A 22,644-nucleotide genomic window follows, 5' to 3' on the forward strand; every position below is an offset into this window, starting at 1 on the left:
AACGCTCAAAAGGAAACACCATGTCCAGTAGCCTGATCAACAGCGCGATGAGCGGACTGACTGCCGCACAGACCGCGCTGAATACGGTAAGTAATAACATTTCGAACTATAACGTGACCGGTTATAGCCGCCAGACCACCGTACTGGCCCAGTCTAATAGCACCCTTTCCGGTAATAGCTGGATTGGTAATGGCGTGTATGTCAGTGGTGTTCAGCGTGAATACGATCAGTTTATTACCAGCCAGTTACGCCAGGCGTCGAATCAAAGCAGTGCGTTGTCCAGCCGTTATGACCAGGTTTCACAAATAGATGACCTGCTGTCCAGTACAACCACCAGTATTTCAACATCGTTACAGAGCTTTTTTTCTGCGTTAACCACATTGACCAGTAATGCCAATGACTCCTCTGCCCGCGAAGCATTAATCGGCCAGGCCCAGGGGTTGGTAAACCAGTTCAAAACCACTGATAACTACCTGCGCAGCATGGACAGCCAGGTAAACAGTGCTATTGAGTCCAGTGTTCAGGAAATTAACACCTATACCAGCCAGATTGCTGATCTGAATAAAAAGATTGCGCAAATGACGGCGACAGGCGGCGGTGCCAGTCCGAACGACTTGTTGGACCAACGCGACCAACTGGTGAATGAACTGAATAACATCGTGGGTGTGACAGTCACAATCCAGGATGGAAATACTTATAACGTGAGCCTGGGTAATGGTACGTCTCTGGTTCAGGGATCGCGCTCATTCCAACTGGCGGCAGTTGCGTCAAGTGCTGATCCTGGCCGCACAACCGTTGCGTATGTTGATGAAGCCGCAGGAAACGTCGAAATTCCTGAAAGCCAGTTAACAACCGGCTCTTTGGGTGGATTACTGACTTTCCGTTCAACAGACCTGGATGCAGCGCGTAACCGCCTTGGGCAACTGGCATTATCCTTTGCAGATGCATTCAATACTCAGCATGAAGCGGGTTTTGACGCCAATGGCGATGCAGGCGAAGCGTTCTTTGCTGTTGGTGCGCCTGCGGTGGTGAGCAATGCGAAAAATACCAGCTCCACGACTTTGACGGCGGAGGTCACAGACAGCTCTGCTGTTCTGGCAACCAATTATAAAGTGACCTGGAGTGGCTCTGCCTGGACGGTTACCCGTACATCAGACAATACCACGGTAACACCGACAACCGGCACTGATGGCAGTGGTAATACGACACTGGCTTTTGATGGCCTGACGGTGACCGTTGATGGTTCACCTGATGCCAAAGACAGCTTTGTTGTTAAACCGGTAACCAACACTATCGTCAATATGGCCGTTTCAGTAACAGATGAAGCGAAAGTGGCGCTGGCGAGTTCAGCGACCTCCGGTGAGAGTGATAACACCAACGCCCAGGCGCTGCTTGATTTGCAGGACAAGAGCATAGTAGGTGGTAACAAAACCTTCAACGATGCTTACGCAAGCCTGGTGTCTCTGGTCGGTAACACCACCAGTACACTGGAAACAACCAGTACGACGCAGGCGAATGTGGTTACGCAGTTGACCAACCAGCAACAATCTGTTTCTGGTGTGAACCTGGATGAAGAGTACGCCAACCTGCAGCGTTATCAGCAGTATTATCTGGCGAACTCACAGGTGTTGAAAACAGCATCAACGATTTTTGACGCGCTGCTATCCATTAATTCATAGGAGTCATGACCAATGCGCATCAGCACGCAGATGATCTTTGAACAAAATGTTCGTGGTATCACCCAGTCGCAGCAAAAGTGGCTGAATTATGGTGAACAGTTATCCACGGGCAAACGGGTTAACCGCCCGTCTGATGACCCGGTTGCGGCTTCTCAGGCGATTGTGGTTTCGCAGGCTCAGGCACAGAACAGCCAGTATGCCACGGCCCGGACTTTCGCAAACCAAAAGGTTTCGCTGGAAGAAAGCGTATTAAGCCAGGTCACCAGCAGTATTCAGACTGCACAGGAAAAAATCGTTTATGCCAGCAACGGCACGTTGAGCGATGATGACCGGGCTTCTCTGGCTACCCAGTTACAAGGGGTTCGTGACCAGTTACTGAACCTGGCAAACAGCACTGACGGTAACGGCCGCTATATTTTTGCTGGCTATAAAACTGATTCAGAGCCTTTTGTCGATTCAGGTACCAGCGTTAATTATGTCGGCGGTACTGAGGATATTACTCAGAAGGTTGATTCTGCGCGCACTATGGTTATCGGCCACACGGGTTCAGAAGTGTTTGATTCGATAACCAGTAACGCTGAAGCAGAGCCTGATGGTAGTGCCAGCGAAACTAACTTGTTTACTATGCTGGATACTGCTATCGCTTCCCTGAATACACCGCAGCAGGATCTCGATCAAACGAGCAAAGATGCGTTGCAGGCAGTGATCGATAAAACCAGCCGTGGTCTGAAAAACTCACTGAACAACGTACTGAAAGTCCGTTCAGAACTGGGCACTCAGCTGAATGAGCTGGATAACCTGGATTCACTGGGTGATGACCGTAGCCTGCAGCAATCCCAGCAAATGAGTAACCTGGTCGATGCAGACTGGAACTCAGTAATTTCTTCTTATGTAATGCAACAAACTGCGCTTCAGGCCTCTTATAAGGCCTTCAGCGATATGCAGGGGATGTCCCTGTTCCAGCTCAATAGTTAGTGGCTTTGCTCTTTTTGGTATGTCGTGAAACTGGGCATACCTTGTCTGCCCGTACTGGCACCCCGGTACGGGATTTTTTTTATTCTTCGGCAACGCTACCAGCATGGCTGGCGCAATGGCGGCGAATGGCCCACCAACGAATGACCAGACTCAGTAAACCTGTGACACTGGCGAGAGCCAGCACACCCGGCCACCCGGCTGATACCCACGCTTTACTACCCAATACAGAACCCACAGCCATGCCAATAAACACGACAGTAAACAGCAGGGCATTCAGACGGCCTCTTGCCTGAGGCTCAAGGCTGTACACCAGTGTCTGGTGGGCAATTAATGTGGACTGGAGACCAAGGTCGAAACCAATTGCCGCCAGTGCTATCAGGCACAACTGCGCATGTAGAGGCAGCAATGGCAGCAAAAACATGCTGGCAAAAGACACAGTGACCAGTGCGGCACCCATCACCGTTACGCGTTCCGGGCCTATTTTGTCTGACAGGCTGCCTGATAACGGCGCAGCCAGTGCGCCAGCGGCACCTGCCAGCCCAAACCCACCGGCTACGGCACTGCCGAGGTGGTAGTTCTCCAGTAGCATCAATGCCAGTACAGACCAGAATGCACTAAAGCCTATGGAAAGCAGGCCCTGGGCGGCTGCGGCCATCCGCAACCCTGGGTAACGGCTCCACAGTGTCGCCATGGAGCGCAGCAGACCCGGGTAACTCAGCTCTGAATGCGTGGCAAACCTGGGAAGAACACGCCACAGCACGGTGCCGATAAGCAGAATGCTGAGAGCTGCGAGTTGATACATTGCTCGCCAGCCCAGCCAGGTAGCAACCAAACCGCTAACGGTTCGGGACAGCAAAATCCCCAGTAGCAGGCCGGTCATTACCGTCCCGACGATTTTCCCTTGCCTGCCAGCCGGAGCCAGAATGGCGGCGGCAGGAACAATATCCTGCGCAATGGTCGCTGTCATCCCAATCAGCAGGCTGGTAGCCAGCAAGCTGTGTAATGAACTGGTGAAACTGCATGCTGCGAGTGTCAGTGCCAAAATAATGCATTTGAGCAGAATAATGGCCCGGCGGTCGTAACGGTCGCCGAGGGGAATCAAAAATAAGATACCCAACGCGTAACCCATTTGCGTCAGTGTTGGAATCAGCCCCATTCCATCAACAGAAAGTGATAATGACTGCCCCAGTAGTGGCAGGATAGGTTGTGCATAATAAATCGATGCGACACTCAACCCTGCACCAGCAGCCAGTGAGAATATCAGGCCCGTGCTCAGAGGGCGTTCAGAGTGCAATGTAGTACCAGACATGGTGGTTTCCTTATCAGGACAAACTGTGTATGGACTGTATTGTGAGGGGGAAACTGCTGGCGGTGTAGCCCACGCCGGTGTACAACAGTTATACGTTAAACGTATAACTGGTTATTGAGTGAAAACAACTGAACGTATAGACAGAATTGAACTGCTGCAAACCTTTGTGCGCATTGTCGAAGCGGGTTCGTTATCGTCTGCGGCACGCCAGCTTACTTTGACTCAGGCAACGGTCAGTCGCCGCCTGAAAACACTGGAAACGATGCTGGGTGTTAAGCTGTTGCTGCGAACTACCCATGCAATGAGCCTTACAGAAGACGGCGAACACTGCTATCAGCATGCCCGCCACGTTGCCGGTTCCTGGTCTGCACTGGAAGACGAATTGAGCAATGCCGATAACCTGCCGTCCGGTTTGTTACGTGTTCGGGCGCCTCATGCCTTCGGCCAGGATCAACTGATGGCACCACTCATCGATATGCTGGGCCGCTACCCCGGGCTGAATGTGGAGTGGTTACTTAATGATAAATCGCCGGACTTTATTGCTGATAACCTTGATTGCGCTATCCATGTTGGGGATATAACTAATCCGGATACAGTCGCAGTCCAGCTGGCGGAAGTGCCACGCATTGCCGTTGCCACGCCTGATGTAGCCGCTCAGGTAAAACCGCTCAACACGCCCGCGGAATTAAGCCAGTTACCCTGGATCTCAGTAAGCTCTTTTTATCGTAAGGCTCTTATCCTGGCGAACCAGAAAGGTGAAACCGTGGAAGTGACACTGTCTCCCCGTTTGTATACGGACAGCCTGTATGCAGCGCGCAAGGCTGCACTGGGCGGGGTTGGGGCAGTGGTGCTGTCTGCATGGATAGTCGAGCAGGATTTGCGTAGTGGCGCGCTGGTCCATGTACTGCCTGAGTGGCAGGCCTGGCCGCTACCTGTCTGGTTACTCTACCCCTGGGCGAACTACTACCCTGTAAGGTTACGGATGTTTATTGACTTGATGCGCTCGGTAATGCCCGGGCTGAGTGGTATGCAGGAAGGCAAACGCCAGCGGTGACAGTTTTGTGTGGCTGACTATAAATAAAAAAGCCTGCTCAATTGAGCAGGCTTTTTCGTTGTTGCTGTTACACCCTGTTATGCCTGCGGCTGTGGTCTGGTTGCAGGTGCGGTCGCCTGGTGGCTGGCACTGTGGCCACCAGCAGAACCTTTACCTTCAAATTCCCATGCCGGGCGTACCCAGTCACTGTGGCGAGCCGGCTCTGGTACATATACCGGAGCAGGTGCGCGAGTGGCTGGCGCAGTTGCGGTGCCATGGAACTGGCTGGTTTCACTGTGAACCGCAGCAACAGTTTCCTCAACCGGGCTGTGTTTCACTTCTGCCACTTCAGCAGGCGATTCAGTTACTGCTTCAGGCTCGCTGGCGGAAGTATCAGCCTGCTGCTCTGTTACCGGTGCTTCAACCGGTTTCACTGTTTCTGCTTTATCCACCACAGGTGCAGCCTGCTCTTCTACAGGTTCAACTGCTTCTACAGGTTCAACTGCTTCTGCAGGAGCAACCGTTTCAACGGCAGGCGCAACTTCGGTTTCTTCACTGTTAACCATTGCGTTATCAACTGCCTGAGTTGTTGCTTCCTGTTCGCTGGCAACAGGTGTTTCAGGCATGATATCTGCTGGAGCAACCGGCGCAGTGTCAATATGTGCAACATCAGCGGCAACAGGCAGAGAAGTGTTATCGGCCACACCCTGAGAGGCTTCAGCCGGTACTGGCGCATCCTGGACGACGTCGTCTGCCGGGCGTGTTACCGGGTAGCGGATCCACACTTTGCCGGACGCCATTTCAGGCGAAGCACAGGCAACGGCTAACGGCATCGGTGATTGTGACGGGTAACGCTCGTCACGGTAACGGCGACGGCGCTGCCCACTGACACGCAGGTGGCGTGGAGAACGGCGTGAGCGACGCGGCATATTGTTTTCGCGTGCATCCCCATTCTCTTCACCAGCTTCAGGTTGTTCAGCCTGTACCACTGGTAACAACCCTGCAGTTTCCTGAGGTGCCGGTACGTGTTCAGTAGCCGGTACGTTTTCAACCGCAGCAACAGGCAGGTTGTTGTTGCTTTCAGCAGCGGCAGCACTTTCGATACGCACTTTCTCGGTAAGCTGGCGTTGTTTACGGCGTGGCATTACCTGAACATGAGTCTCTTTCTCGGCAGTTGCAGTTGAATCAACGGTATTTTCCGTTTCTTCACGTTGCAGGTTTTTCACTTCCTGCTGAGCCTGACGTTTCTCTTCAGTACGGCGACGGTTACGGTCACGGCGAGACTGAATTTGCTCTTCGCGGGTAGCAGGTGTGTTACTGCCTTCAGGTGTGGCGCCACGAGGTTCACGGACTTCAGCATTTTGATTCTGGCGGCGGCCACGACGGTTCTCATCGCGAGGTTGAACTGCGTTGTCAGATTCGTTACGCGGGTTACGTTCAGAGCGTTCATTACGCTCGTTACGATCACGGCGTGGGTTACGGCGGTTATTGCGACGGTCCTGCTGGCGCTGGCCACGGTCGGCTTTCTTCTCAGCTTCTGGCTCAGAAACCGGTGCCTCTTTGGCGGTGTCTTCACTGGAACCGAAAAGTGATTTCAGTGCGCCGGCAATTCGGCCAAAGAAACCAGGACCTGCAGGTGCTGTAGCAGATGCCGCTTTTTCTGCAGGCGCTGCACGATGAGGTGCTTCTGGTGGCGCAGGCGGTACATCAGGCATGGCAAAGGTTGCCAGTGCAGGTTGTTCTGGGCGTTTACGTTCCGCCTGTTCTTCCTCTGACGGCATCGCCATCGCTTCTTCGTGCAATTTCGGCAGCAGATAGCTCAGGGTTGGTGTTTCTTCACCTTTGCGTACACGCACAACAGAGTAGTGCGGTGTTTCCATATTATCGTTCGGTACGATAACGCAACGGATATCTGGCTGGCGTTGTTCAATAGCGCTAACCGCTGAGCGTTTCTCGTTCAGCAGGTAAGACGCGATAGGTACTGGAACAATGGCGTGAACTTCTTTGGTATTCTCTTTCAGCGCTTCTTCTTCAATCAGGCGCAAAATAGAGAGCGACAATGATTCGTTATCACGAATAGTACCGGTACCGCTACAGCGTGGGCACACATGGTGGCTGGACTCACCCAGGGAAGGGCTGAGACGCTGGCGAGACATTTCCAGTAAACCAAAGCGAGAAATATGGCTTATCTGGATGCGTGCGCGGTCCTGACGTACGGCTTCCCGCAGACGGTTTTCTACAGCACGCTGGTGGCGTACTGGTGTCATATCGATGAAGTCGATAACAATCAAACCACCGAGGTCACGCAGGCGCAACTGACGGGCAATTTCATCTGCCGCTTCCAGGTTGGTATTCAGTGCCGTTTCTTCGATATCGCCACCACGCGTTGCGCGCGCGGAGTTGATATCGATTGCAGTAAGCGCTTCAGTGGAATCGATAACAATTGACCCGCCGGAAGGCAGGCGCACTTCACGCTGGAAGGCAGACTCAATTTGCGACTCGATCTGGTAGTGGCTGAATAACGGAATTTCACCGGTATACAATTTGATTTTACTGGAAAAATCCGGGCGCCCCAGTGCAGCGATGTGCTGGCGAGCCAGCTCAACAATTTTCGGGTTATCGATCAGGATTTCACCGATGTCCTGGCGCAGGTAGTCACGGAATGCGCGGACAATGACATTACTTTCCTGATGAATAAGAAAAGGTGCCGGGCGGCTTTCAGCGGCTTTCTTGATGGCTTCCCAGTGACGCAGGCGGAAACTCAAATCCCACTGCAGGGATTCCGCTGATTTACCAACACCCGCGGTACGCACAATCAGCCCCATGCCGTCAGGCAATTCCAGGGAAGACAGTGCTTCTTTCAGCTCAGTTCTGTCTTCACCTTCAATACGCCGTGAAATACCACCAGCACGAGGGTTGTTAGGCATCAGAACCAGGTAACTGCCAGCCAGACTGATAAAGGTAGTCAGTGCGGCACCTTTGTTACCACGCTCTTCCTTATCAATTTGAACGATAACTTCCTGCCCCTCACGCAAAACATCTTTAATGTTTGGGCGACCATGAGAGGAATAGTTGGACGGGAAATATTCGCGGGCAATCTCTTTTAAAGGAAGGAAACCGTGTCTTTCAGCGCCATAATCAACAAATGCAGCTTCCAGACTGGGTTCAATGCGGGTGATTTTACCTTTGTAAATATTGGCTTTTTTTTGCTCATGCCCGGGGCTTTCAATATCCAGGTCATACAGACGCTGGCCATCTACCAGGGCAACGCGCAACTCTTCCTGCTGAGTTGCGTTAATTAACATTCTTTTCATCGTAACTTACTCGTTATTCTTACATTGACGACAGAACTGCGGGCAAGGTAATCGCTGACCGGATGTGAACCGATGGCCTCGTGACTATTCGCTAAGTCGTCAACCTCACGGTTGTCGCTTGCTGAGAGGCGCAGCGTGTCGGTAGCCTGTATTTCAAACGGAAAAACAGCGCTGTTTATAGGGGAACTGCCTGGGAATGTTTTCGCCAGAGAAGCTTCCATTTACCGGCCAGACTGCAACCCGCAGCCCGCTAACTGCCTGAAAGTACAAAACGTCTTACGCCATTGCTGCGTTGATGAACATTCAGGCAAAATTGGTAATTCCGCAAAATTCCTTGTTCTTACAGGTCTCAACGCGGAAAACCGCAACATTATTCCACTGCAAGGCCAGTTATAGCAAGATGACATTTGCCATTTATCACCTGGTTACTCACAGTTTTTTAACGTCACATTTCTGATTGTTGCAAATAGCAGCAAAAAAACGCCCGGAAGCATTTTTAAACTGCCTGCGCAATAATATAAGCACAGAAAAATAAGTGGCGCTATCAGTCCGGGGTAATTAGAATCGCGCACCATGAAAACCGAGACACCAACCGTAAAAATAGTTGCTATTTCCGACGAGGAAGCCGGGCAACGAATTGATAACTTTTTGCGCACACAACTGAAAGGTGTGCCCAAAAGTATGATTTATCGCATCCTGCGTAAAGGTGAGGTGCGGGTAAACAAAAAACGTATCAAACCAGAGTATAAGTTGGTTGATGGCGATGAAGTGCGCATTCCCCCTGTGCGGGTTGCTGAGCGGGAAGAAGATGCGGTGTCGCCTCATTTGCAAAAAGTGGCTGCACTGACTGACGCCATTTTGTATGAAGACGACCATATCCTTATTCTTAACAAGCCTTCTGGCACAGCGGTACATGGCGGCAGTGGCCTCAGTTTTGGTGTCATTGAAGGGTTGCGGGCATTGCGTCCTGAAGCACGTTTTCTTGAACTGGTACACCGGCTGGACAGGGATACATCCGGTGTCTTACTGGTTGCCAAAAAGCGTTCTGCCCTGCGTTCGCTCCATGAGCAACTGCGGGATAAAGGAATGCAAAAAGACTACCTCGCTTTGGTGCGTGGTCAGTGGCAATCTCACGTTAAAGTTGTCCAGGCACCGCTTTTAAAGAATATTCTGAAAAGTGGTGAGCGCATGGTAAAGGTCAGTAGTGAAGGTAAACCGTCGGAGACTCGCTTCAAAGTGGAAGAGCGGTTTGGTTTCGCCACCCTGGTTCGTTGCAGCCCGGTAACCGGGAGAACTCACCAGATTCGTGTGCATACGCTTCATGCCGGCCATCCTATCGCGTTTGATGACCGCTACGGTGACCGGGAGTTCGACAGCCAGCTAAACGGCAGTGGGCTGGGGCGTTTGTTCCTTCATGCCGCAGCCCTGCGATTCACTCACCCGGCAACGGGCGAAACCATACGCATTGAAGCACCGCTGGATAATGAACTGAGGCAGTGCCTTAGCTATTTGCGCAAAACCAGCCGCGGCTGATTCTTATTTTACGCCGGGAGATGTTTTACCCGGCTGTAACCACCTGTCCAGCCAGTCAAATGCAACCACCTGTTGTTCCTGATAGAAAACGTGGCCCAGGTCTGGCCAGCGCCTTGTCAGTAAATGTGATTCTCCCCCTTGTGACTGCCAGATTCGGTGCATTTTTTCCCAGGCTGCATCTACGGCACTGGCAGGGAACAGCTTATCTTTCCCACCGCTAAAAATAAGCATGGGTGCAGGAGCGGCTATTGCCGCGATATCGGGAATGTCTAATTTGGCATTCAAACCCGGATGGAGCATATAAAAGGCCGATTGCCCGCGCAAAACGTTATTCCCCGGGGTCATTAGCCCTTGCCAGGTGCCAAACCAGGAGATAACCGCAGTCGCGGCAACTTTGTCGGATAACGCGGCCAGTTGCCAGGCCCGGTAACCTCCCATAGAAAACCCCAGTACGCCAATATGTGCTTTATCTACATCAGGCTGTGAGGCAAGAAAATCGACAGTACGCAGGTCTTCATATGCCATTTCACCAGCCAGTGAGCGCCCAAAATTGAAAAAATTACTGGCAAGCGCCTGTTGTTGCTCATAGGTCATTGGGCCACGGTCACCCCAGCCTGGTGCATCAATAGCAATAACTTTGTAGCCCCGTTTTGCCAGCTCATCACCAACAAAACGCCCGGTAAAGAACTTCTCTGCCCAGGCTTTGGCTGACGCTTCTTTGGCTGCATCTCCCCACGGGCGTATCATTTTTTCTTTGCCAATATCGAATTTTGAGCCGTGGTCGTGTAATAGCACGATGGCCGGATGAGGGCCTGCGGTATCCGGGGTGAGCACAAGTGCGGCAATACGGCTGTCATCGGTGATATTCAGTGCAACTTTCTCAGCATGGTAGCCATCGCGTTGCTGGCGGCTGAGTACTTCAGGGGCGAATGGGCGGTGAGAGTCTGGTGTCAGCAGGGCATCTCGGACAAGTTGCCGTGCATGAGCCCGCCAGGTGGGAAACTGGGCATAATGGCCGTTAAGCCAGCTATCTGAAGGGGCGAGTTGCTGTGCCAGTTGTGGGTACCAGGCGGGTAAGTTACCTTCAACAATGCCTGGATGCTGCCATGTAGTATCTCCTGCCTGCGTGGTAAAACTCGCCAAACTCATGGTCAGTAAAAGTGCCTGGCGGGTGAAGGGTATCGACATAATATCTCCATAAATGAAACGCTGTTTTATTTATGGAGGGTACAATGACACAGCACCTGCCTGGTGTGATCGGTACGGCATTATTCTGCTAAAGGGTCTGCTCCGGCGGCACGCAGCATTTCACATAACCGTATTAGCGGCAGGCCAATCAGTGTATTGGGATCTCTGCTGTCAATGCGCTCAAATAAGGTTATTCCAAGCCCTTCACACATAAAACTGCCTGCACAATGTAACGGTTGTTCTAATGTGACGTAACGGCGGATTTCAGGCTCTGACAACGGGCGAAACCAGACATCAACGTGTTCAACATCAACCTGAATGTGATTGGTTTGGGTATTAAGCAGGGCAATGCCGGTAGAAAAACGTACTTTTTTGCCTTGTGCAGCTAATAATTGTTTGACTGCGTTTTCTTCCGTATAGGGTTTCCCGGTGATGGTATTATTCAGTAAGCAAACCTGATCAGAACCAATAATTAAATGACCAGGATAAGTCCCTGCCAAAGAGCGGGCTTTTTGCTCTGCCAGGCGTTTAACCAGTTGGTCGGATGTTTCACCTGGAAATGGCGTTTCATCTGTGTCCGGGCTTGCGCAGGTAAACGGCAGAGCAAGCCGGTTAAGCAGCTCTCGGCGAAACACTGAAGTGGAGGCCAGTATAATTGGAAGCATATTTTTTTCTGTCATCTATAGCGAATTTGTTCGCCACATTTTAAACTGTGCAGCCGCAATGTGTGCGAATAAATGGCAAAAGGTGAGTCATAATGCCTTTTTCTTTGACTCTAAGACGTTACAAAGTTAATATGCGCGCCCTATGCAAAAGGTAAAATTACCCCTGACACTGGATCCGGTACGCACCGCTCAAAAACGCCTCGACTACCAGGGCATATATACCCCTGAGCAGGCGGAGCGCGTTGCTGAATCCGTCGTCAGTGTGGACAGTGATGTAGAATGCGAAATGTCGTTCGCAATTGATAACCAGCGTCTCGCCGTTATTACTGGCGATGCGAAGGTGTCGGTTACTCTGACTTGTCAGCGCTGCGGCAACACATTCCCGCATCAGGTTCACACAACGTATTGTTTTAGTCCGGTCGTTTCTGACGAGCAGGCTGAAGCACTCCCGGAAGCGTATGAACCGATCGAGGTTAACGAGTTCGGTGAAATCGATCTGCTGGCTATGGTCGAAGATGAAATCATCATCGCCTTACCAGTAGTTCCGGTGCATGATTCTGAACACTGTGAAGTGTCCGAGGCGGACATGGTCTTTGGTGAACTGCCTGCAGAGGCGGAGAAACCAAACCCATTTGCCGTATTAGCAAGTTTAAAGCGTAAGTAATTGAGGAGTAAGGTCCATGGCCGTACAACAGAATAAACCAACCCGTTCCAAACGTGGCATGCGTCGTTCTCATGACGCGCTGACCACTGCCAGCCTGTCTGTAGATAAAGTTTCTGGTGAAACGCACCTGCGCCACCACGTTACTGCTGACGGTTTCTACCGTGGCCGCAAGGTAATCGCTAAGTAATCTGGCGATACTTTGACACGTCTAACCCTTGCGTTAGATGCCATGGGGGGCGATTTTGGCCCTGCTGTGACAGTGCCTGCAGCTTTGCAGGCACTGGAATCTAATTCGCAACTGAACCTTCTTTTGGTCGGCAATCCCGACGCCATTACTCCATTACTTGCCAAAGCTGATTTTGACCAACGGTCACGTTTGCAGATTATTCCTGCTCAGTCAGTTATTGCCAGTGATGCCCGGCCATCGCATGCTGTGCGTAACAGCCGTGGCTCCTCCATGCGCATTGCGCTGGAACTGGTGAAAGAAGGGCGGGCTCAGGCCTGTGTCAGCGCCGGAAATACTGGCGCATTGATGGGCCTGTCAAAATTATTATTAAAGCCGCTGGATGGAATTGAGCGCCCGGCACTGGTAACAATGCTGCCACACCAGATGCGTGGAAAAACAGTCGTTCTGGACCTGGGTGCTAATGTGGATTGTGACAGTGATATGCTGGTGCAATTCGCTATTATGGGTTCTGTCCTGGCGGAAGAGCTGTTAGGGCTGTCTCAGCCGCGTGTTGCGCTGCTGAATATTGGTGAAGAAGAAACCAAAGGCCCTGAACCTATTCGTAGTGCCGCGGCTGTTCTGGCGGCACTGCCGGCTATTCAGTACATCGGATATCTGGAAGCAAATGAATTACTGACCGGAAAAACGGATGTGCTGGTCTGTGACGGGTTTGTTGGCAATGTGACATTAAAGACCATGGAAGGTGTGGTAAGAATGTTTCTTTCGCTGCTGAAATCGCAGTCGGAAGGGAAAAAAAGGGCGTGGTGGCTGATTTTATTAAAGCATTGGTTACAAAAAAGCCTGCAAAGGCGATTCAGTCACCTCAACCCCGACCAGTATAATGGCGCCTGTCTGTTAGGATTGCGCGGCACTGTAATTAAAAGCCACGGTGCGGCCAATCAGCGAGCGTTTGAGGTCGCGATTGAACAGGCAGTGCAGGCGGTGCGGCGGCAAATCCCTGAGCGAATTGCTTCTCGCCTGAAATCTGTATTACCCAAGAGTGACTGAGCGTACATGTATACAAAGATTATTGGTACGGGCAGCTATTTGCCTGAACACGTGCGTACTAACGCCGACCTGGAAAAAATGGTAGAAACCACTGATGAGTGGATCGTTACTCGTACTGGGATCCGTGAGCGCCGCATTGCTGCGCCGGAAGAAACCGTTGCGACCATGGGTTATCAGGCTGCGTGTAATGCGCTTGACATGGCCGGTGTTGATAAAACACAAATTGGCTTAATCATTGTTGCCACAACGTCTTCGACGCACGCGTTCCCAAGTGCTGCATGCCAAATCCAGGCTCAGCTTGGTATTAAAGGCTGCCCGGCCTTTGATGTAGGCGCAGCCTGTGCCGGGTTTACCTATGCGTTAAGTATTGCTGATCAATATATCAAAAATGGCGCAGTTGATTACGCGCTGGTGATCGGTTCTGACGTACTGGCACGCACTTTGGATCCTGCAGACCGTGGTACCATCATCTTATTTGGTGATGGTGCTGGTGCTGTGGTGCTGTCCAAATCTGAACAACCTGGTATCATTTCCACGCATTTGCATGCTGATGGTGCTTACGGTGACCTGTTAACGTTGCCAAACCTTGACCGTGTTAACCCGGAAAATCCATCCTGGTTGACAATGGCAGGGAATGAAGTCTTTAAGGTGGCGGTTACCGAGCTTGCTCATATTGTTGATGAGACACTGGCAGCAAATAACCTCAATCGTGAAGATCTCGACTGGCTGGTGCCCCATCAGGCTAACCTGCGTATTATTAGCGCGACTGCGAAAAAACTGCGCATGCCAATGGAAAGTGTGGTGGTGACGCTGGACCGGCACGGTAATACTTCTGCGGCATCTGTTCCGTCAGCGCTGGATGAAGCGGTACGTGACGGGCGTATTAAGCCGGGTCAGTTAGTTCTGCTGGAAGCCTTTGGTGGCGGGTTCACCTGGGGTTCTGTACTGGTTCGCTTTTGATTAGCAGGGACAAAAAAATGACACAATTTGCTTTTGTTTTCCCCGGACAGGGTTCTCAGTCTGTTGGTATGCTGGCTGAACTTGCTGCACAGTATCCGGTGGTTGAAGAAACATTTCGTGAAGCCTCTGATGTGCTGGGTTATGACTTATGGGCGTTGGCTCAACAAGGCCCGGCAGAAGAATTGAATAAAACCTGGCAGACACAGCCTGCATTGCTGACGGCTTCTGTCGCTTTATGGCGTGTTTGGCAGCAGGCAGGCGGCAAAACGCCAGCGCTGATGGCCGGGCACAGCCTGGGCGAATATTCTGCTCTGGTTTGCGCAGGCGTTATCGCATTTCGTGATGCAGTACGTCTGGTTGAACTGCGTGGTAAATTCATGCAGGAAGCAGTGCCAGAAGGCACGGGTGCAATGTCTGCCATTATCGGCCTTGACGATGCATCCATCGCTAAGGCTTGTGAAGAGTCTGCGCAAGGTCAGGTCGTTTCCCCGGTTAACTACAACTCGCCGGGCCAGGTAGTTATTGCTGGCAATAAAGAAGCGGTGGAAAGAGCAGGGGCTGCCTGTAAAGCTGCAGGCGCCAAACGCGCTCTGCCGTTGCCTGTCAGCGTACCTTCCCACTGTGCGTTAATGAAGCCGGCGGCTGAAAAACTGGCAGTTGAACTGCAAAATATCGCATTTAATGCGCCAGCCATTCCCGTTGTTAACAACGTTGATGTAAAATGCGAAACCTCTCCGGACGCTATCCGGGAAGCCCTGGTTCGTCAGTTATACAGCCCGGTATTGTGGACACAGAGTGTTGAGTTTATGTCTGCTCAAGGCGTAAGTCAGTTATTTGAAGCAGGCCCTGGTAAGGTACTGACCGGGTTGACTAAACGTATTGTTGACACCCTGACTGCATCGGCCATCAATGAGCCGGCCGCACTGTCAGCAGCGCTTGAGCAATAATGAGGAACATTATGAGTTTTGAAGGTAAAGTCGCTCTGGTTACTGGCGCAAGCCGTGGTATCGGGCGTGCAATCGCAGAAACCCTGGTTGCACGTGGCGCGAAAGTGATTGGTACGGCAACCAGCGAAAATGGTGCCCAGGCAATCAGCGATTATTTAGGTGATAACGGGAAAGGTCTGGTACTGAATGTGACCGACCCGGCATCTATTGAGTCTGTTTTGGAAAACATCCGTTCAGCGTTTGGTGAAGTCGATATTTTGGTTAATAATGCCGGAATAACTCGAGATAACTTGCTCATGCGCATGAAAGATGATGAGTGGAACGATATCATTGAAACCAACTTATCATCAGTTTTCCGTCTGTCTAAAGCAGTAATGCGCGCTATGATGAAAAAGCGTCATGGTCGTATTATTACTATCGGTTCTGTGGTTGGTACCATGGGAAATGCTGGTCAGGCTAACTATGCTGCGGCAAAAGCCGGTCTGATTGGCTTTAGTAAATCACTGGCACGCGAAGTGGCGTCACGCGGCATTACAGTAAACGTTGTTGCTCCGGGTTTTATTGAAACGGACATGACGCGTGCGCTGTCTGATGATCAGCGTGCAGGTATTCTGGCGCAGGTTCCTGCGGGTCGCCTCGGTGACGCGAAGGAAATCGCCAATGCGGTTGTATTTTTGGCCTCTGACGACGCAGGTTACATCACTGGTGAAACTTTGCACGTCAATGGTGGAATGTACATGGTGTAACCACGCTATACTTTTTTTGCCCGGAATGTCGTTGAATACAGATTGTCCACTTGTCTGAGATATAATCAGGGAATGTGCGAAAATTCTGCGTTTATTGAGTCTGAGTGCGGAGAAGTAGAAAATTATTTGCGTTATTAGCGGGAATACCCGCAAAATAGCGTAAAATCGTGGTAAGACCTGCCGGGATTTAGTTGCATCTTTTTCAACATTTTATACACTACGAAAACCATCGCGAAAGCGAGTTTTGATAGGAAATTTAAGAGTATGAGCACTATCGAAGAACGCGTTAAGAAAATTATCGGCGAACAGCTGGGCGTTAAGCAGGAAGAAGTTGTTAACAGCGCTTCCTTCGTTGAAGACCTGGGCGCCGATTCTCTTGACACCGTTGAGCTGGTAATGGCTCTGGAAGAAGAGTTTGATACTGAGATTCCGGACGAAGAAGCTGAGAAAATCACCACCGTTCAGGCTGCCATTGATTATATCAACGGCCACCAGGCGTAAGTGACATCTCCAGGCGGTCATTCGACCGCCTGAGTTTTATCTTTTAGTCCCACGCGTATCAATAATTTCCCTCCCTGGAGGACAAACGTGTCTAAGCGTCGTGTAGTTGTGACCGGACTGGGCATGTTGTCTCCTGTCGGCAATACTGTAGAGTCCACCTGGAAAGCTCTGCTTGCCGGTCAGAGTGGCATCAGCCTGATCGACCATTTCGATACTAGCGCCTTTGCAACTAAATTTGCTGGCTTAGTAAAGGATTTTAACTGTGATGACTTCATCTCGCGTAAAGAACAACGCAAGATGGATGCTTTCATTCAATATGGAATTGTTGCTGGTATTCAGGCCTTTCAGGACGCCGGCATTGAAGTTACCGAAGAAAATGCCCATCGTATCGGTGCCGCTATTGGCTCTGGTATCGGCGGCTTAGGCCTGATTGAAGAAAACCATGGTTCGCTGGTAAAAGGTGGCCCACGGAAAATCAGTCCGTTCTTCGTTCCGTCCACCATTGTGAATATGGTCGCCGGGCACTTGTCTATTTTGTTTGGTTTACGTGGTCCAAGCATTTCTATCGCTACAGCCTGTACTTCTGGTGTTCATAACATTGGTCACGCTGCGCGTATTATCGCGTATGGCGATGCTGATGTAATGCTTGCTGGCGGAGCAGAAAAAGCCAGTACCCCTCTGGGTGTTGGTGGCTTTGGCGCTGCACGCGCTTTGTCAACGCGCAATGATAATCCTCAGGGAGCAAGCCGTCCGTGGGATAAAGACCGTGATGGTTTTGTCCTGGGTGATGGTGCTGGTATCCTGGTGCTCGAAGAGTACGAGCATGCTAAAAAACGTGGCGCTAAAATCTATGCTGAGCTGACTGGCTTTGGCATGAGCAGCGATGCATACCACATGACATCACCACCGGAAGATGGCGCAGGTGCTGCTCTGGCGATGGTTAATGCACTGCGTGACGCAGGTATTACACCTGAGCAGGTGGGGTATGTGAATGCCCACGGTACATCCACTTCTGCTGGCGATAAAGCAGAAGCACAGGCTGTGAAAACAGTCTTTGGCGAAGCAGCGCAACGTGTTCTGGTTAGTTCCACCAAGTCTATGACCGGGCATTTGCTGGGTGCGGCTGGTGCGGTTGAGTCAATTTTCTCGATTCTCGCACTGCGTGACCAGTCTGTTCCGCCTACCATCAACCTTGATAATCCTGATGAAGGCTGTGACCTTGATTTCGTGCCTCATGAAGCTCGTCAGGTATCGGGTATGGAATATACTCTGTGTAACTCTTTTGGTTTTGGCGGCACTAACGGTTCGCTGATATTCAAACGTGTATAACACAGTGACTTCAGGCCCGTGTATTACGGGCCTTATCTGTCTCAGACTCCTTCTCTTGCCCTCAACTTCGCCGCCTGTCACACTATCGCCTCCATGATGTGAGGATGTGCGATGTTCTTGATTAATGGTGAATACCAGTCACACCTGCCAGCGAACGACCGGTCCATTCAGTTTGGCGATGGTTGCTTTACTACCGCACGAATTGTTGCCGGTGAAATTCGTTTTTTATCTCATCACATTGCTCGTTTGCAGCAAGCCTGCCAGCGTCTGCTTATCCCTTTTACTCAATGGCAAACTCTGGCAGCAGAAATGGCTGAAATGGCTCGTTCTCAGGATCTTGCTGTTCTGAAAGTGATTATCAGCCGAGGGAGTGGTGGGCGTGGTTACAGTCCAGCGCAATGTGGCAGCCCGGTAAGAATATTGTCTGTCTCAGGTTTCCCTTCCTTTTATGCTGAATGGAAAAACGCCGGAGTGACACTGGGGCTGAGTTCTGTCCGTATGGGGATTAACCCCCAGCTTGCTGGTATAAAACACCTTAACCGGCTTGAACAGGTTCTTATTCGGGCGGAACTTGAACAGGCAAACCAGCATGAAACCATTGTTCTTGACAGTGATGGCATGATGGTGGAATGTTGTGCCGCTAATTTATTCTGGCGAGAGGGCGAGGCAGTATACACGCCATTGGTTGACCGCTCCGGTGTGAACGGAACAATGCGCCAGCATATAATGGCAGAATTAACGCGGCAGGGCAGAATGGTGCATCAAGTACGGGCTGCCCCTGATGCGTTGCTGCGCGCAGATGAAGCCTTCATCTGCAATGCTTTGATGCCAATAATTCCGGTCCGGCAGGCCATCACCACGCGGTACACATCACGAGAGTTGTTTACCTTCCTTGCCCCACTATGTGAGTAAAAATATTGTCATGAAAAAAATGCTGCGCCTCGTTCTTGTGCTCGTTCTTCTGCTGGCTGTTGCCGCCGGAGTGGGTTACTGGAAAGTCCGTAAGCTTGCAGTGAGTTCACTGCTGATTAAACAAGAAATCTATTTTACCCTGAAGCCTGGTACGGGCCGTCTGGCTCTGGGTAACCAACTTTATGATGAAAAAATTATCAATCGCCCACGTGTTTTTCAGTGGTTGCTGCGCCTTGAACCGCAACTGGCAAACTTTAAAGCGGGTACTTATCGCCTGACTCCAGATATGACAGTCCGTCAATTAATGTCGTTACTGGCGAGTGGTAAAGAGGCTCAATTTCCGTTGCGTCTGGTTGAAGGGCAAACAGTACATCAGTGGCTGGCTCAGTTACGGGAAGCGCCATATATTCGGCATACCCTGAAAGACGACAGTTATAGTGCGGTTGCCAAAGCCCTTGATATACCAGAAAACGAAGTGGAAGGATGGTTCTACCCGGATACCTGGTTATATACCGCCGGAACTACAGATGTGGCGATACTGGAACGTGCACATCAAAAAATGGTGAATACTGTAGCAAGCATTTGGGCGTCTAAAGCCGATAATCTGCCGTACAAAAATAGCGACCAGATGGTTATCATGGCTTCCATCATTGAAAAAGAAACCGCCGTTGCCAGTGAGCGGGAACTGGTTGCCTCTGTATTCATTAACCGCTTGCGTATTGGCATGCGTTTACAAACCGACCCAACGGTAATTTACGGTATGGGCGCAGACTGGAATGGTAAACTGACCCGCAAGGATCTTGATACTGCGACACCCTATAACACTTATGTGATTAGTGGGTTGCCGCCGGGCCCGATAGCAGTGCCGAGTGTGCCTTCACTGAAGGCGGCTGCTCACCCGGCAAAATCGCCGTATCTTTATTTTGTCGCCGATGGCAAAGGCGGGCATACATTCAGTACCAATCTTGCCAACCACAACAAGGCTGTACGGGCATGGATCAACACATTAAAGGAAAAAAATGCGCAGTAAATTTATAGTGATTGAAGGCCTTGAAGGCGCGGGTAAAACCAGTGCGCGTGATGTGATTGTCGAGACACTGCAGTCACGGGGTGTCCGCGATCTTGTGTTTACCCGTGAGCCTGGTGGTACGGTTCTGGCAGAAAAACTACGCAGCCTGGTGCTGGATATCAAAGCGGTCGGCGACGAAGTCATTACAGATAAAGCCGAAGTGCTGATGTTCTATGCAGCCCGGGTTCAGTTGGTTGAAACGGTGATTAAACCTGCACTGGCCCGTGGTGCCTGGGTCATTGGCGACCGCCACGATTTATCTACCCAGGCGTACCAGGGCGGGGGGCGTGAAATTGATGCCCGGTTATTAGAAACCCTGCGTAATACTGTGCTGGGGGATTTCGCTCCAGACTTGACACTCTATTTGGATGTCGAACCAAAAATCGGACTGGCTCGGGCCAGAGCCCGGGGCGAACTCGACCGCATTGAAACCGAGTCCCTGGCGTTTTTTGACCGGACACGGGCACGCTACCAGGCGCTTGCCGCACAGGATGAACGTATTGCGACGGTTAATGCCAATGCATCTCAGGCCGAGGTTGCTGACTCTATTCGCCGTACGTTACATGAAACGCTGGCTCTTTGGGAAAAAGGTGACAGTGAATGAAATGGTACCCATGGCTGCGCCCGGCTTTTGAAAAATTGTCAGGGCAGTATCAGGCCGGGCATGGGCATCCAGCATTACTCATTCATGCCATTCCAGGAATGGGGGAAGATGCTCTGTGTTATGCACTGGCGCGGCTGAAAATGTGCCAGTCTCCTCAGGGTAATAAAAGCTGCGGGCAGTGCCGTGGGTGTCAGTTAATGCAGGCAGGGACACACCCTGATTACACCGCTGTTGTTCCTGAAAAAGGAAAACAGAATCTCGGTATTGATGTTATCCGTGATGTCACCGATAAACTGTATAACCGCGCCAGCCTCGGCGGAGCAAAAGTAGTGTGGATTAAGGATGTCACACTTCTGACAGAAGCGGCGGCTAATGCATTATTAAAAACGCTGGAAGAGCCGCCGGAAAATACCTGGTTCCTTATGGCCTGCCATGAGCCGGATAAGCTATTGCCGACTCTGCGCAGCCGGTGTTTTTACTTCCCGTTGGGTGTGCCAGATGAGCCCTGGGCGCAGGCCTGGTTACAACGTGAATCGGGTTCTGATACCGTGCAATGCCTTGCTGCACTGCGTTTATCCTGTGGCGCACCTGCTGCGGCGTTATCGTTGTTACAACCGGACAGCACTGCACTGCGCAATAAATTTTGTGAGCAACTAACCCAGGCGCTCAATAACCGCGAGTTCTACAGCTTACTGGCGTTGATGAACCAGGAACGTGCCACCGATATATTGTGGTGGTTTTCGACATTATTAGTTGATGCACTTAAACTGCAGCAGCACGCCGGGCAATCCGTCATGAATGTAGACAGGCTGCCGCTAGTGGAACAACTGGCAGGGTACCCGGGAATGGTACTCCAGGCGATTTGCGCTGCAGTGTTTCAATTACGCGAACAACTGCTGGCTGTTCCGGGGATTAACCGCGAACTGCTGCTGGCAGAGCAGTTACTGGCCTGGGAGCATTACCTGCAACCGGGAGCGACCCTCCCGTCAATACATCTGTAAGAGACGATTATGTTTTTAGTTGATTCCCATTGTCACCTTGATGGCCTTGATTACCAAACACTGCATAAAGATGTGGATGATGTCCTCAGCAAAGCAGCAGCACGCGATGTCGGTTTCTGTCTTGCGGTGGCGACAACGCTTGATGGCTATGTCGCGATGCGTGAGCAAATTGGTGAGCGGGATAATGTGGCCTTTTCATGTGGTGTACACCCATTGAATCAGGATGCAGAGCTGGATGTCGATCGCCTGCACAATCTGGCAGCACAACCCGGCGTGATAGCTATGGGCGAAACCGGGCTGGATTATTACTACACGCCGGAAACCAAATTGCGCCAGCAATCTTCTTTTAGCCACCATATTGCAATTGGCCGGGCATTAAACAAACCTGTCATCGTTCATACCCGTGACGCACGCGCAGATACCCTGGCAATTTTACGCCAGGAACAGGTGATGGACTGTGGTGGGGTGCTACACTGTTTTACAGAAGATAAAGAAACGGCTGGTAAATTGCTGGATATGGGGTTCTATATCTCGTTTTCGGGCATTGTGACTTTCCGTAATGCTGAGTCACTGCGTGAAGCTGCTCGTTATGTCCCACTCGACAGAATTCTGGTTGAAACGGATTCTCCGTATCTGGCACCGGTACCTCACCGGGGCAAGGAAAACCAGCCCGCACTGGTGCGTGACGTCGCCGAGTATATGGCTGTGCTTAAAGGCGTGGATGTTGAAACCCTTGCGGAAATCACGACGAATAATTTCTCATCACTTTTTAATGTCGACCTTTCTGCTTTACGCCAGAATAGCTAAATCCTTGTTATTTTAAGGCTCGTAATTAATCCCCAAAGCGAGTAAAGTTCACCGCCACAAAACGGGCGGTGAACGTCCTTTTTGTAACATATGTATACGATTTGAGTGGTTAAATGCGATTTTTCTGTATGTCTGTCATGGAAACGTGACTGCCATCAAACAATGAAATCGCTA

General features: G+C 51.1%; 21 protein-coding genes. 17 read left to right on the plus strand and 4 right to left on the minus strand.

Annotated elements, in window-relative coordinates:
- Positions 1-20: 20 nt before the first annotated feature.
- Positions 21-1,679 carry a flagellar hook-associated protein FlgK gene (flgK, locus tag DT73_RS10710; RefSeq protein WP_036108174.1) on the plus strand — a complete coding sequence of 553 codons (1,659 nt, stop codon included), beginning with the start codon at positions 21-23 and terminating at the stop codon, positions 1,677-1,679.
- A gap of 12 nt (positions 1,680-1,691) precedes the next feature.
- Positions 1,692-2,654 carry a flagellar hook-associated protein FlgL gene (flgL, locus tag DT73_RS10715; protein WP_036108176.1) on the plus strand — a complete coding sequence of 321 codons (963 nt, stop codon included), beginning with the start codon at positions 1,692-1,694 and terminating at the stop codon, positions 2,652-2,654.
- A gap of 79 nt (positions 2,655-2,733) precedes the next feature.
- Here flgL and DT73_RS10720 read toward each other — a convergent pair whose 3' ends face one another.
- Positions 2,734-3,963 carry an MFS transporter gene (locus tag DT73_RS10720; RefSeq protein WP_036108180.1) on the minus strand — a complete coding sequence of 410 codons (1,230 nt, stop codon included), beginning with the start codon at positions 3,961-3,963 and terminating at the stop codon, positions 2,734-2,736.
- 118 nt (positions 3,964-4,081) lie between these two features.
- Between DT73_RS10720 and DT73_RS10725 the strand changes: the two genes are divergently transcribed.
- Positions 4,082-5,017, plus strand: coding sequence for a LysR family transcriptional regulator (locus DT73_RS10725; RefSeq protein ID WP_036108183.1), 936 nt, complete (start codon positions 4,082-4,084; stop codon positions 5,015-5,017).
- Between the two features lie 77 nt (positions 5,018-5,094).
- Here DT73_RS10725 and rne read toward each other — a convergent pair whose 3' ends face one another.
- Positions 5,095-8,310: a ribonuclease E gene (rne, locus tag DT73_RS10730; RefSeq protein WP_036108186.1), complete on the minus strand. Its 3,216-nt coding sequence runs from the start codon at positions 8,308-8,310 to the stop codon at positions 5,095-5,097.
- A gap of 573 nt (positions 8,311-8,883) precedes the next feature.
- On the opposite strand from rne, the gene rluC reads away from it, so the two are divergent.
- Complete coding sequence (gene rluC, locus DT73_RS10740; RefSeq protein ID WP_036108189.1) at positions 8,884-9,843, plus strand: 23S rRNA pseudouridine(955/2504/2580) synthase RluC; 960 nt, start codon at positions 8,884-8,886, stop codon at positions 9,841-9,843.
- 3 nt (positions 9,844-9,846) lie between these two features.
- On the opposite strand, the gene DT73_RS10745 is transcribed toward rluC, so the two are convergent.
- The gene (locus tag DT73_RS10745) at positions 9,847-11,031 is read right to left on the minus strand and encodes an alpha/beta fold hydrolase (protein WP_084172269.1); all 1,185 of its coding nucleotides are present in this window, start codon (positions 11,029-11,031) and stop codon (positions 9,847-9,849) included.
- A gap of 80 nt (positions 11,032-11,111) precedes the next feature.
- The gene (locus tag DT73_RS10750; protein WP_036108193.1) at positions 11,112-11,696 is read right to left on the minus strand and encodes a nucleoside triphosphate pyrophosphatase; all 585 of its coding nucleotides are present in this window, start codon (positions 11,694-11,696) and stop codon (positions 11,112-11,114) included.
- A gap of 142 nt (positions 11,697-11,838) precedes the next feature.
- Here DT73_RS10750 and yceD point away from each other — a divergent pair, with 142 nt between their 5' ends.
- The 13 genes from yceD to DT73_RS10815 all read left to right on the plus strand — a co-directional run bounded on the left by yceD (position 11,839) and on the right by DT73_RS10815 (position 22,470).
- Positions 11,839-12,360: a 23S rRNA accumulation protein YceD gene (yceD, locus tag DT73_RS10755; RefSeq protein ID WP_036108196.1), complete on the plus strand. Its 522-nt coding sequence runs from the start codon at positions 11,839-11,841 to the stop codon at positions 12,358-12,360.
- A 16-nt stretch (positions 12,361-12,376) separates the two neighbouring features.
- On the plus strand, positions 12,377-12,547 hold the full coding sequence (gene rpmF / locus DT73_RS10760) for a 50S ribosomal protein L32 (protein ID WP_036108199.1): 171 nt from the start codon (positions 12,377-12,379) through the stop codon (positions 12,545-12,547).
- A gap of 12 nt (positions 12,548-12,559) precedes the next feature.
- On the plus strand, positions 12,560-13,594 hold the full coding sequence (gene plsX / locus DT73_RS10765) for a phosphate acyltransferase PlsX (protein WP_036108201.1): 1,035 nt from the start codon (positions 12,560-12,562) through the stop codon (positions 13,592-13,594).
- Between the two features lie 6 nt (positions 13,595-13,600).
- Positions 13,601-14,554: a beta-ketoacyl-ACP synthase III gene (locus tag DT73_RS10770; RefSeq protein ID WP_036108205.1), complete on the plus strand. Its 954-nt coding sequence runs from the start codon at positions 13,601-13,603 to the stop codon at positions 14,552-14,554.
- Positions 14,555-14,571: 17 nt separating this feature from the next.
- Positions 14,572-15,501, plus strand: a complete 930-nt coding sequence (fabD, locus tag DT73_RS10775; protein ID WP_036108207.1) for an ACP S-malonyltransferase — start codon at positions 14,572-14,574, stop codon at positions 15,499-15,501.
- Positions 15,502-15,512: 11 nt separating this feature from the next.
- Positions 15,513-16,247, plus strand: coding sequence for a 3-oxoacyl-ACP reductase FabG (fabG, locus tag DT73_RS10780; protein WP_036108209.1), 735 nt, complete (start codon positions 15,513-15,515; stop codon positions 16,245-16,247).
- Positions 16,248-16,511: 264 nt separating this feature from the next.
- On the plus strand, positions 16,512-16,748 hold the full coding sequence (acpP, locus tag DT73_RS10785) for an acyl carrier protein (RefSeq protein ID WP_003857954.1): 237 nt from the start codon (positions 16,512-16,514) through the stop codon (positions 16,746-16,748).
- An 87-nt stretch (positions 16,749-16,835) separates the two neighbouring features.
- On the plus strand, positions 16,836-18,077 hold the full coding sequence (gene fabF, locus DT73_RS10790) for a beta-ketoacyl-ACP synthase II (RefSeq protein ID WP_072006938.1): 1,242 nt from the start codon (positions 16,836-16,838) through the stop codon (positions 18,075-18,077).
- 111 nt (positions 18,078-18,188) lie between these two features.
- The gene (gene pabC / locus DT73_RS10795; RefSeq protein ID WP_036108217.1) at positions 18,189-18,989 is read left to right on the plus strand and encodes an aminodeoxychorismate lyase; all 801 of its coding nucleotides are present in this window, start codon (positions 18,189-18,191) and stop codon (positions 18,987-18,989) included.
- Positions 18,990-18,999: 10 nt separating this feature from the next.
- Positions 19,000-20,019: a cell division protein YceG gene (gene yceG, locus DT73_RS10800; protein ID WP_036108783.1), complete on the plus strand. Its 1,020-nt coding sequence runs from the start codon at positions 19,000-19,002 to the stop codon at positions 20,017-20,019.
- The gene (gene tmk / locus DT73_RS10805) at positions 20,009-20,662 is read left to right on the plus strand and encodes a dTMP kinase (RefSeq protein ID WP_036108220.1); all 654 of its coding nucleotides are present in this window, start codon (positions 20,009-20,011) and stop codon (positions 20,660-20,662) included. Before yceG ends, tmk begins: the two co-directional genes overlap by 11 nt.
- On the plus strand, positions 20,659-21,663 hold the full coding sequence (gene holB, locus DT73_RS10810) for a DNA polymerase III subunit delta' (protein ID WP_036108223.1): 1,005 nt from the start codon (positions 20,659-20,661) through the stop codon (positions 21,661-21,663). Before tmk ends, holB begins: the two co-directional genes overlap by 4 nt.
- A 9-nt stretch (positions 21,664-21,672) precedes the next feature.
- Positions 21,673-22,470 carry a metal-dependent hydrolase gene (locus DT73_RS10815; RefSeq protein WP_036108226.1) on the plus strand — a complete coding sequence of 266 codons (798 nt, stop codon included), beginning with the start codon at positions 21,673-21,675 and terminating at the stop codon, positions 22,468-22,470.
- Positions 22,471-22,644: the final 174 nt, after the last annotated feature.

This window comes from Mangrovibacter sp. MFB070 (assembly GCF_000705335.1).
GTDB classification, from domain to species: domain Bacteria; phylum Pseudomonadota; class Gammaproteobacteria; order Enterobacterales; family Enterobacteriaceae; genus Mangrovibacter; species Mangrovibacter plantisponsor.